This is a genomic window from Mesorhizobium sp. (assembly GCF_024509055.1).
Taxonomy (GTDB): Bacteria; Pseudomonadota; Alphaproteobacteria; order Rhizobiales; family Rhizobiaceae; genus Mesorhizobium.
In genome coordinates this window covers 1-10,867 of the sequence record NZ_JANINM010000506.1, presented here as the reverse complement: position 1 = coordinate 10,867, position 10,867 = coordinate 1, and the positions used below count along the sequence as shown (strand labels likewise).

Here is a 10,867-nt window from a genome sequence, read left to right as displayed (position 1 = left end):
TACCTGCCGCGCAAGTTCAAGATCGCGGTGACGGGCGCCGAGCGCGACCGGGCCGCCATCCAGGCGCACGACATCGGCCTGCATCTGAAGAAGAACGCGGCCGGCGAACTGGGCTTTGCCGTCTATGTCGGCGGTGGCCTGGGCCGCACGCCGATGGTCGCCAAGAAGATCCGCGACTTCCTGCCGGAAGCCGAGTTGCTGTCCTATTGCACGGCGATCCTGCGCGTTTACAACCTCTATGGCCGGCGCGACAACAAGTACAAGGCGCGCATCAAGATCCTCGTCCATGAGACCGGCGTCGAGGAGATCGTCCGGCAGATCGAGGCTGAATGGCAGCAGCTCAAGGATACCGAGCTGAAGTTGCCGGAGGCGGATATCCAGGCGATCAACGCGTATTTCGCGCCGCCCGCGCTCTCGGCCCGGCCGGACGGCGATGCCGTCGTCAAGCAAGCGCGGCTCGATTCCAAGAGCTTTTCCGAATGGCTCGACCAGAATGTCGTGACGCACCGTCACCCCGACTATGCGGCGGTGACGATTTCGCTCAAGGGTATCGGCGAAGTGCCTGGCGACGTGACCGACAGCCAGATGGAGGCCGTCGCCGATATCGCCGAGAAATACGCCTTCGACGAGCTGCGCGTCAGCCATGAGCAGAACCTGATCCTGCCGCATGTGGCGCGGGCCGACTTGAAGGCGGTCTACGACGCGCTGGTCGAAATCGGCCTGGCGACAGCCAATTCCAACCTGATCAGCGACATCATCTCGTGCCCTGGCCTCGACTATTGCGCGCTGGCCACGGCCCGCTCCATACCTGTGGCGCAGGAAATCTCGCGCCGCTTCGCCTCGCTGGAGCGGCAGCGCGAGATCGGCGAGCTCAAGCTGAAGATATCAGGCTGCATCAATGCCTGCGGCCATCACCATGTCGGCCATATCGGCATTCTCGGAGTCGAGAAGAAGGGCACAGAGCTCTACCAGGTGACGCTCGGCGGCTCGGCCGACGAGAACACTTCGGTCGGTGAGATCATCGGCCGCGGCTTCTCGTCCGAAGAGATCACCGACGCCATCGAGCAGATCGTCGACACCTATCTCGGCCTTCGGCTCAGTCCCGACGAACGATTTATCGACGCCTACCGCCGTGTCGGTCCCGCGCCGTTCAAGGAGGCGCTCTATGCTGGCGAAACCAAGGCCGCTTGACAGGACCGACAGTGTCGAGGCCGGCGCCGCCGCGGAGGCGGCGGGGCTGGACGCGCTCCTCGGCCATCTGAAGCCGATCGAGATCATCGAGCGCTCGGCGCGGGAATTCTTCCGCGGTGAGATCGCGGCCGTGTCGTCCTTCGGCGCGGATTCAGCGGTTCTGCTGCACATGATCTCCGAGATCGACCGCTCGCTGCCGGTGGTCTTCCTCGACACCGGCAAGCATTTCGAGGAAACGCTCGGCTATCGCGACGCGCTGATCGCGGATTTCGGCCTGACCGACATCCGGGTGATCACGCCGGACGAGGCGGCCCTTCAACGCGTCGATCCGACCGGCGGGCTGCACGAGACCGATACCGACGCCTGCTGCAATGTGCGCAAAGTGGAGCCGCTGGCGCGCGGTATCGAGCCGTTCCGGGCCTGGTTCACCGGGCGCAAGCGTTTTCAGGCGTCGACCCGGTCGGCGCTGCCCGTCTTCGAGGCTATCGGCTCACGCATCCGCATCAACCCGCTGGCGCATTGGACGACGTCGGATCAGGCGGACTATATGCGCGCGCACGCGTTGCGTGAAAACCCGCTGGTCGCCTACGGCTACCTCTCGATCGGCTGCTTCCCGTGCACGCAACCGGTGCAACCCGGCGAGGACGCGCGCAGCGGCCGCTGGGCAGGTCACGCCAAGACCGAATGCGGTATCCACCTGTCGGGCTTAGAGAAGTCGCTGACCGACGCCTCACTTTAAGATATGCCGATATCTCGGGGCCTGCCTGCGAATGGCGGCTTCCCGCGCTTCCGGTGCTGACTTACTTCAAGTACGCTCCGCTCGGTTTTCGGAAGCCACCGTTCTCGAGCCGACCCGACCTGCTCGACATACATCTGGATTTTGGGACTTTAGGATTTTTGATGACTGGATCGACGACAGCGGGAACCCGCCTCTGGACCCCGAGCGGTTTTCGCGAAGACGAATGGACCCATGCCGAAAGCGCCGAGGCGCTCGCGGGCAACGGCCGCTTCATCCTGCCATTGCAGGCCTTCCTGGCGCTGGACGATGAGGTCCGCAAGTCGGCCAAGGAGCGTGTCGGCGTGCTCTTGCAGCCCGGTGATGAGCTCGACAAGATCGTCGGCCTGCTCGACCAGCTGTCGCTGGTGGCGCTGGCCTTCCCGGCATTCAGCGATGGCCGCTCCTTCTCCAAAGGAGAATTGCTGCGCAGCCGCCACCATTTCACCGGTGCGGTCCGCGCCACGGGCCAGGTGCTGGTCGACCAGCTGCCGCATATGCTCAGGCTGGGCTTCGATGAATTCGAGGTCTCCAACCCGGTGCTGCTGAAGCGGCTCGAAGAAGGGCGCACCGATGGCCTGCCGGTCTACTACCAGCCGGCCGTGGAACCTGAGGCCAACGGCCCGAAATATTCTTGGCGGCGCAGGCGCGCCGAGTGAGCCAGCGGCGGCGCCCTTTTTTACTCAGTTGTTGCCGCTTATCGTCGTTCCATCGGCTCCATCGAGGCGATCGAGCAGATCCCTGAGCCGCTTGGGCACGTCCTTCTCCAACCGAAAGGCTGGCAATGCGCGCAGAAGGCGATTGGTCGCCTCGCTGCCCACCTGCCGCCTGATATCGGCTGCAAGTTCGGCGCGCCTCTTGCTCTTGTTGCCGTTCATAGTCCCAAAATCCTGTGTCGGCTTCGAAACTCCCTCAGCCCTGTAATGGTTCCCGCCCCGGCCTAAGATGGCAAGCAAAGCTGTCCGGTACGGTAAAATTTGAATTAACTTCGAATGATCGACTGCACGGCGGCCAATCGAGCTTGCCCCTTGATTTTTGGCCCTCAAACCTCGATATCGGGCGCAAATCCAGACCAATCCGAATGACGGGAAACGGCGATGAGCGACCAGGCAAAAGACGAACGCGCGCCCGAGGATATCGAAGCCACCCAGGCTTCCGGCGAGCGTACGGAAGGCGGCGTCGACGGCGACTATGAGGCGCTTGTGCGGCTGCTGAAGGAAAATGAAGAACTGAAGGACCGCGCGCTGCGCGTCGCGGCCGAAATGGAGAACCTGCGGCGGCGCACCGCGCGCGACGTGCACGACGCGCGCACCTACGCCGTCGCCAATTTCGCACGCGACATGCTGTCGGTATCGGACAATCTGCGCCGGGCGATGGATGCAATTCCGGCGGAGGCGAAGGCGGCAGGCGATGCCGGCTTCAAGGCGCTGATCGAAGGTGTCGATCTCACGGAGCGCGCCATGCTCTCAGCGCTCGAGCGGCACGGCGTGAAGAAGCTGGCGCCGGAAGGCGAGAAGTTCGACCCGAATTTCCACCAGGCAATGTTCGAAATACCCAATCCAGACGTTCCCGCCGGCACCGTCGTCCAGGTTGTCCAGCCGGGTTACTCGATCGGCGAGCGGGTGCTGCGGCCGGCAATGGTCGGCGTCGCCAAGGGCGGTCCCAAGGCTGCGACCGAAGCTCCCGTCGAGCCGGGTCCCGTGAACGAGCAGGCCGAGAAGGATGCTTGATAGCGAATAGAGAGCAGTGAGTGGCGAATAGGGAAGCTGGCTACCAACTGCCGGGCTTCGTGGTATTCACTACTACTCACCATTCGCTGCTCATTATTCGCTCATCATGAATCCCATCGAGTTGCTCGACTACGCCGGCGTCGCCGTTTTTGCGGCGACGGGCGCGCTTGCCGCCTCGCGCAAGCAACTCGACATCATCGGCTTCCTCTTCCTGGCTAGCGTCACCGGCATCGGCGGCGGAACGCTGCGCGACGTCATCCTCAACCTGCCGGTGTTCTGGGTGGCCAACAACGGCTATGTGCTGATCTGCGTCGCGGTGGCGGTTGTTGTCTTCTTCAGCGCCCACCGCTTCGAGTCCCGCTACAAGCTGCTGCTCTGGCTCGATGCCATCGGGCTCGCCGCATTCGCGGTGATGGGCGCGGCAAAGGGCCTGGCGGCCACCGGCTCGCCCGTCGTTTCCGTCATCACCGGCGTGCTCACGGCGACCTTCGGCGGTATTTTGCGCGACCTGCTCGCCGGCGAGCCTTCCGTGCTGCTCAGACCGGAAATCTACGTCACGGCGGCCCTTGCGGGCGCCACGCTCTTCACGCTCGGCGATCTCGCGGGTCTGCCGGCGCTTGTGTCCAGCCTGCTCGGCTTCGCGGCGGCGTTACTGGTGCGTGGCGGCGCGCTGAAATTCGGCTGGTCGTTCCCGGCTTACAAGAGCCGGCCGGGCCGCCGGCCGGAAGATATCCCCTGACCGCTGCTCATCGTGCTTGCGATGCCTGCCTGGCGGCCACCAATTTCCTTGGCGCCTGCCTCGTCCAGGCCTGCTCGATGCGGTGGCTGAGCTCATCGGCCGGTATAGCGTGGATTCGCACCAGGACCGCCGGCCAGCCCCTGTAGTGATCGGTTTCGAAGTAGATTTCCGGTGCCACCTCGAGCAGCATCTCCTTTTCGTCGAGCGGGCAGATCAGGACCACGGTGTCCGCGTCCTTGACCCTCGCCATGAGTTTCTTGCCTACCTTAAGCGCAGGTGTCCCGTAGGAGGTCGATTCGACAACATCCGGCAGGCCGCTTGCTGCGGCCTTCAATATCCGAAAGGCGGAGGAAACACCGCCGTCAGGCGGCGAAACGCTGGCCTTCGCCGCCATAGTAGTTGACATAACGGGCGCCGATCTCCTTGACCGGCATGACGACGAAGACGTCGACGGTGGAGAACTCGTGATCGATGACGCAGCCATCGCCGATGCGGGCGCCGACACGCAGATAGCCCTTGACCAGCGGCGGCATGGCCGCGATCGCGGCCTTGGTGTTGACCGCCTCGATAGGCATCAGGTCCATCGAACAGTAGCGACCGGCAACCGCCCGGACATCCCAGGCCTGGTTGGTGCGGCAGTGATGGGCGAGATAGGTGAGCGCCTCGGCGTGGGCGGCCGGCACGATGCCGTGGAAAGAGGCGCAGCCGGTCATGACGCCGATGCCATAGTGGTTGATGTAGGCCCAGATGCCCTGCCACAGCGCCTCGATGGTGCGCTTGGACCGATATTCGGGCAGGACGCAGGAGCGGCCGAGCTCGAGGAAGCGCTGGCCGGGATGGCGCGCGATCAGCTTCGTCAGCTCGAATTCGCCCTCGGAGTAGAATCCGCCCGCGGCCGCGGCGATTTCCTGCCGGAGCAGGCGATAGGTGCCGACGATGCGGCGATGCTCGGGACCGGGGAGCGAGGTGTCCAGAACCAGCAGATGATCGCAGAGCGGGTCGAAACGGTCGGCGTCGCGCCGATCCTGCGCCTGGAACAGATCCTTCCTGGCGCCAAGCTCGTCATAGAATACCCGGTAGCGCACCTCCTGGGCGGCGGCGATCTCAGCCTCGCTGCGGGCGAGCCGCACCTCGAGGTTGCCGATGCGGCCCAGCGGTGCCCCATTTGCGACAGCATCGGTCCGGGCAGCAAGCAGGGCGCCGCCAGCGTTAGGCCGAGTGTCACGTTCCGGCATGACTGTATGCACGAGTGATTCTCCTTCGAGCCATCCCTCTTGGCACGGGGATACGGTGTAGGTGCAACAGGATTGTGACAGTACCGTGATACGACGTGGCGAGCAATACTTCGTCGGCTGGCGAAAACACTCAACCGGCTACGCTATGCCGGCGAAACCCAGGCAATCCAAGGTTTTAGGCAGGCAAAAAATTCGTCAGGCCGCAACCTGGCCCTCGACGGCATGAACAAGCGCATCCGGGTCCAGCGGCTTGGTGACAAAGCCGCTGGCGCCATGCGCAAGCACTGCGTGGCGGGTCTTTTCCTGGCTGTCGGCCGAAAGCACCATGATCGGGATCGGTGGCACTGCCGTCGCCTCCTCATGGCGCCGGATGGCGGCGATCGCATCCAGCCCATCCATCACCGGCATGTGAAGGTCCATCAGCACCACGTCGAAGCGGTGCTTAAGGCCGGCTTCCGTGACGGCTTCGACGGCTGCCTTGCCGTTGCCGACGATCTTGACCCTGTGTCCTGCTTTCAGCAACGTGGCGCGCGCCAGCATGGCGTTGATGTCGTTGTCCTCGGCGATCAGTACCGAGAGGCCCTGATCGCGGCGGCGGCCGGACGAGGCGCCGCGCTGTTCGGGCTGCGGCTGGGCGGGCGCCGGCACGTGGCTGGTCAGGAGCACGCGCAGCAGGGTTTCGCCGCGCACCGGCCTCGCCAGGAACGTGGCATAGCCGCTGGCGCGGAATTCGCCGAGCGCGCCGCGATCGGTCGGCGCGATCAACGTGATGGCTTCGCAGTCGGTAAAGCCGCCCTGGCGCAGACGCTTGAGCAAGCGGCCATCGCCATTTTCAAGCGCGGCATCGATCAGCAGCGCGTTGCAGCCTGCGGCATATGGCGCGGCCTGGGCGGGTGTCGCCGCGATCTCCACCGAGCCGCCATAGGCGCGGATCGTGCGCGCGATCGCGTCCGCTTCGATTGCGTTCTGGGACACGATCACCGCGCGCCGGTCGGAAAGAATGTTGTTGCGATGCCTCGGCTGATCGGTAGCGGCGGTGGCTGGGATGTCGAAGAGGAACTCGGACCCTTCGCCGAGCCGGCTCGATACGGAGATCGTGCCGCCCATGGCGATCACCAGCCGTTTAGAAATGGCGAGGCCCAGCCCGGCGCCGCCATGGACCCTGGTCGAGGTGCCGTCGGACTGCTCGAACTCCTCGAAGATGCGCTCCATGTCCTCCTCGCGCAGCCCCGGGCCGGTGTCGGTGACGGTGAAGCAGATGCGGTCCGTGGTTTCGGTCCGGGCACGCGCCAAGGTGAGCAGGACGCCGCCTGCATCGGTGAACTTGACGGCATTGCCGATAACGTTGAGCAGCACCTGGCGCACGCGACCCGGATCGGCGGTGATCATCTGCGGCACGTCGGGCTCGACATGGCAGCCGAGGCCAATGCCCTTGGAAAAGGCTTTAGCGGCCAGGAGCTCTATGATGTTGTCCGCGATCTCGCGCAGCGACGTCGGCTGCGGCTCCGGCTCGAAACGGCCGGCCTCGATCTTGGAATAATCGAGCAGGTCCTCGATCAGTGCGAGCAAGGCGCTTGCCGAGGTGGAGACCGCGCCGACATAGGTCCGCTGCTCGGGCGAAAGGTTGGTGTCGGCAAGCAGCTTCGCCATGCCCATGATGCCGTTCATCGGCGTGCGAATCTCGTGGCTGACGGTGGCAAGAAAGCGCGACTTGGCCTGGCTTGCATATTCGGCGCGCTCGCGGGCGGTGATCAGCGACGATTCAGCGCGCTTGCGGGCTGTGATGTCACGGGCGATCGCCCGGTGCGACACCGAGCCCGTGTCCTTCTCGCGCACCGAGAGCTCGATCCAGGAAAACCAGCGCGGCCCCGTTGGCGAGCGGATGGAGACGTCGGTGGAACTCAGGCATTCATGATCGGAGAAGGCGGCGTCAGGAACGATGCCGACATCGATGCCGAGTTCGGAGAGCGTCTTGCCGGCGAGATCGCGCTGATCCACATCGACGAGCGAGGCAAAGACCTTATTGGCATAGACGATGTGGCCGTCACGGTCGCGATGGACGACGAGGTCGCCGAGCGCGTCGATCAGGCCACGGAAACGCTCCTCGCTCTCCTGCATCTCCCACATGCGGTCGGCAAGCGTCTCGATCTCGGCGCGGCTACGGGCAGCGGTCTCGTCGAGGAGAGCCGCGCTGCGGCGTTCGGCGCGACGGCTGCGCAGGTGCATGACGAGACCGGCAAGGCTGGTCGCCAGCAACCCGATGCTGATGAAGGCGGGAGCGCCGGTCAGATGCGACAGTGCCGCCAGCACGGCTATGGCGACGATCGTCAGGAAAGCCAGGCCTTCGCGGCTGGCCCGTGGCGCTTCGGGCGCCAGGGGCGGCGCGACAAGCACCTGCCGCTTCGGCGCTTCCGGGCCCTCGCCGTAGCCGCCGCCTGCGGTATTGCTGTCCTGCCTCAAGTCGGAGTCCGCGATCATGCGGAAATCCTTGCCAGACAGACATTATGGAAAATTGCGGCGGATCGTTCGAATTTTAGCGTTCTGCCCGGATTCCGAAGGTTGCGCCCTACATATCCACGACCACGCGGCCCCTGATCTTGCCCTCGACGATGTCACGCGCGGCGCCGATGATGCCATCGAAGCCGATCGTCCGTGACAAGGTCGAAAGTTTCTTGAGGTCGAGGTCGGCGCCGATGCGGCGCCAGGCTTCGAGCCGGACCGGTTTCGGCGCCATCACCGAATCTATGCCCAGCAGCGATATGCCGCGCAGGATGAAGGGCGCGACGCTTGCCGGCAGGTCCATGCCGCCGGCGAGGCCACAGGCGGCGATCGCGCCGCCATAGGAGGTCATCGACAGCACATTGGCGAGCGTATGGCTGCCGACGGAGTCGACGCCGCCCGCCCAGCGTTCCTTGGCGAGCGGCTTTGCCGGCTGGTTGAGTTCCTCACGCGAGATCACTTCCGCGGCGCCGAGGTCGATCAGATAGGGGCTCTCGGCATTGCGGCCGGTCGAGGCGATGACATGGTAGCCGAGGCTGGAGAGGATCGAGACGGCGACCGAGCCGACGCCGCCGGCGGCGCCCGTCACCACCACCGGTCCGCGATCCGGCAGGATGCCGTGCCGTTCCAGCGCCATGACGGAAAGCATCGCCGTATAGCCGGCAGTGCCCACGGCCATCGCGTCATGCGCGCTCATGCCGTCGGGCAGCGGCACCAGCCAGTCGCCCTTGACGCGGGCGCGCCCGGCATAGGCGCCGTAATGCGTCTCGCCCACGCCCCAGCCGTTGAGGATCACCTTGTCGCCCTTGCGCCAGTCGGCATGGGTCGAAGCGGTCACGGTGCCGGCGAAATCGATGCCCGGCACCAGTGGCCAGCGGCGCACGACAGGCGCCTTGCCGGTAATGGCGAGCCCATCCTTGTAGTTCACCGTCGTCGCCTCGACGGCAACGGTGACGTCGCCTTCCATCAGGTCAGCTTCGGTCAGGTCAACGACATCGACCGATTGTTTTTTCTCGGCATCGCGCGAAACGAGGATGGCTTTGAAGGTATCGGACACTTTTTTCTCCTCGGCTCTCGCCATTTGCTATTGCGCGGCTGCGGATGGAGAACCGCCGCGCAGCTTTCCTGTCATTGCTTCGGAGTGGACTTTGCGGCTCTCGCCGCGCGAGGTCAATTGCCTGGATCCTGGGGCTTCGCCTCGCGCCGCCAGCCGATGAGCTCATTGAAGACCACGAGCGCCGCACCGACCGAAATGAAGGCGTCGGCGAGGTTGAACACCGCGAAGGACCAGACGGGCGTGTGGAACAGGATATAGTCGATGACGTGCCCGTAAACAGCGCGATCGATAAGGTTGCCGAGAGCGCCGCCGATGATCAGGGCAAAGCCGGTGCGGGCGATCACGTGGCCGGCCGGCGTGCGTGTCGCGAGGTAGAGCACGAAAGCGACGACGAGCACGGCGACGACCACCAATCCCGTGTCGCCGAAGGATGAGAGCATCGAAAAGGCGATGCCGGTGTTGTAGGTGCGGAAGAGCGCCAAGAAGGGCAGGAGATCGACCTTCTCCTGGAATGCGAGGCTGCTCTCGACCAGCTGTTTGATCCACTGGTCGAGCGCGATTGCGACGACGACCAGCACGGCATAGGCGGACCATGATTTCACGATCTGACAGTCCTCATCGCTTGTCGGTGGCAGGGTCGAGCTTAAGCGCGCCGCGCCGGATTTCGAACAGCATCACGCCGGTGGCGACGGCCAGGTTGAGCGAATCGGCGCGGCCGGCCTGGGGGATCCTGAGCAGCCGGTCGCAGCTCTCGGCCAGACTGTCCGGCAGTCCCTGCTGTTCGTTGCCCATCAGCAGCAGCACCGGACCCCTGGAGAAGTCGACCGAGCGGTAGTCGACGGCGCCCTTGAGATGCGTCCCGCAGACCAGGCCCGGAAAGTCGCGCCGCCAGGCGAGGAAGGCCTGCTCGGTCGCCCGCGCCACGGGCACGGCGAAGATCGATCCCATGGTGGCGCGCACTGTTTCCAGGGAGAACGGATCGGTGGTGTCGCCGACCAGGATCACGCCCTTGGCGCCGACTGCGTCGGCGGTGCGGATCACCGTGCCGAGGTTGCCGGGATCGCGCACGCGGTCGAGCGCAACCCAGACATCGCCGTCCCTGGCGCGGATGTCCTTCAGCGGCACTGTCTGCTGGGCAAAGACGCCGACCACCATTTGCGGGTTTTCGCGGCGAGTGATCGCCGCCAGCACCTTCTCGGAAACTTCCAGCACCGTGCCTCCCGCGGCGACGGTTCTTGCCGCGACCTTTTCCACGGCCGCATTGCCGCGCCCGGCCTTGGCGAAGACCAGCGTCTTGATCGACCAGCCAAGGTCGAGCGCGTCGATGACCAGCTTCAGGCCTTCGGCCATGAAGGCGTTCTGCTGGTCGCGGAATTTCTTCAGCGCCAGCGCCTTGATGTCCTTGACCATCGGGTTCGCAAGGCTGGTGACTTCCTTGACCTGCCCGACCGGGCGGGCTCCGTCATGTACCGTCATTCAGGCCACCCAACGCGAGAACAGCGAGGTCGACAGCGCGCGGCCGGCGGATTTCTCGCGGATGATGAGTTCGCCGGATTCGACCGTGCCGCCCATGCCGGCGAAGGTATCGCGCATCAAGGCATGGATGGCGAAGAAGGAGGCGCGGATCGAATAGGCGGTGAG

Annotated in this window: 12 protein-coding genes and 1 pseudogene; 5 read left to right on the top strand and 8 right to left on the bottom strand. The window is 64.8% G+C overall.

Translation table 11 applies throughout. The annotated features are described in order from the left end of the window. The 3 genes from Q0L57_RS29920 to Q0L57_RS29910 all read left to right on the top strand — a co-directional run. Window positions 1-1,191: nitrite/sulfite reductase (locus Q0L57_RS29920; RefSeq protein WP_296746693.1), on the top strand; the 1,191-nt coding region annotated here is incomplete at its 5' end. After that, window positions 1,166-1,930: a phosphoadenylyl-sulfate reductase gene (locus Q0L57_RS29915; RefSeq protein ID WP_296746692.1), complete on the top strand. Its 765-nt coding sequence runs from the start codon at window positions 1,166-1,168 to the stop codon at window positions 1,928-1,930. The genes Q0L57_RS29920 and Q0L57_RS29915, both read left to right, overlap by 26 nt. Before the next feature lie 161 nt (window positions 1,931-2,091). Further along, entirely contained in the window at window positions 2,092-2,625 is a 534-nt protein-coding gene (locus tag Q0L57_RS29910; protein ID WP_296746690.1) for a DUF934 domain-containing protein, read from the top strand. A gap of 24 nt (window positions 2,626-2,649) precedes the next feature. Here Q0L57_RS29910 and Q0L57_RS29905 read toward each other — a convergent pair whose 3' ends face one another. After that, the gene (locus Q0L57_RS29905; RefSeq protein ID WP_296746688.1) at window positions 2,650-2,844 is read right to left on the bottom strand and encodes a hypothetical protein; all 195 of its coding nucleotides are present in this window, start codon (window positions 2,842-2,844) and stop codon (window positions 2,650-2,652) included. Between the two features lie 219 nt (window positions 2,845-3,063). On the opposite strand from Q0L57_RS29905, the gene grpE reads away from it, so the two are divergent. After that, window positions 3,064-3,696: a nucleotide exchange factor GrpE gene (gene grpE / locus Q0L57_RS29900; RefSeq protein WP_296746687.1), complete on the top strand. Its 633-nt coding sequence runs from the start codon at window positions 3,064-3,066 to the stop codon at window positions 3,694-3,696. A 106-nt stretch (window positions 3,697-3,802) separates the two neighbouring features. Next, window positions 3,803-4,435 carry a trimeric intracellular cation channel family protein gene (locus tag Q0L57_RS29895; protein ID WP_296746686.1) on the top strand — a complete coding sequence of 211 codons (633 nt, stop codon included), beginning with the start codon at window positions 3,803-3,805 and terminating at the stop codon, window positions 4,433-4,435. Window positions 4,436-4,442: 7 nt separating this feature from the next. Here the strand turns inward: Q0L57_RS29895 and Q0L57_RS29890 are convergent, their stop codons facing one another. From Q0L57_RS29890 to Q0L57_RS29860, 7 genes and pseudogenes are all read right to left on the bottom strand, one after another. After that, window positions 4,443-4,829 (bottom strand): MmcQ/YjbR family DNA-binding protein, encoded by a 387-nt coding sequence (locus Q0L57_RS29890; RefSeq protein ID WP_296746694.1) that lies wholly within the window; start codon window positions 4,827-4,829, stop codon window positions 4,443-4,445. Beyond that, window positions 4,798-5,682 carry a GNAT family N-acetyltransferase gene (locus Q0L57_RS29885; RefSeq protein ID WP_296746685.1) on the bottom strand — a complete coding sequence of 295 codons (885 nt, stop codon included), beginning with the start codon at window positions 5,680-5,682 and terminating at the stop codon, window positions 4,798-4,800. The genes Q0L57_RS29890 and Q0L57_RS29885 overlap by 32 nt, the downstream gene beginning before the upstream one ends. Window positions 5,683-5,865: 183 nt before the next feature. After that, a complete protein-coding gene (locus Q0L57_RS29880) occupies window positions 5,866-8,148 on the bottom strand; it encodes a PAS domain-containing sensor histidine kinase (protein ID WP_296746684.1) in 2,283 nt (760 codons plus the stop codon). Window positions 8,149-8,236: 88 nt separating this feature from the next. Beyond that, complete coding sequence (locus tag Q0L57_RS29875) at window positions 8,237-9,226, bottom strand: MDR family oxidoreductase (protein ID WP_296746683.1); 990 nt, start codon at window positions 9,224-9,226, stop codon at window positions 8,237-8,239. A 113-nt stretch (window positions 9,227-9,339) separates the two neighbouring features. After that, complete coding sequence (lspA, locus tag Q0L57_RS29870; protein ID WP_296746682.1) at window positions 9,340-9,828, bottom strand: signal peptidase II; 489 nt, start codon at window positions 9,826-9,828, stop codon at window positions 9,340-9,342. Window positions 9,829-9,841: 13 nt separating this feature from the next. Further along, complete coding sequence (locus tag Q0L57_RS29865) at window positions 9,842-10,702, bottom strand: RNA methyltransferase (protein ID WP_296746681.1); 861 nt, start codon at window positions 10,700-10,702, stop codon at window positions 9,842-9,844. Continuing rightward, a pseudogene (locus tag Q0L57_RS29860) lies at window positions 10,703-10,867 on the bottom strand (class I SAM-dependent rRNA methyltransferase); the annotation flags it as partial.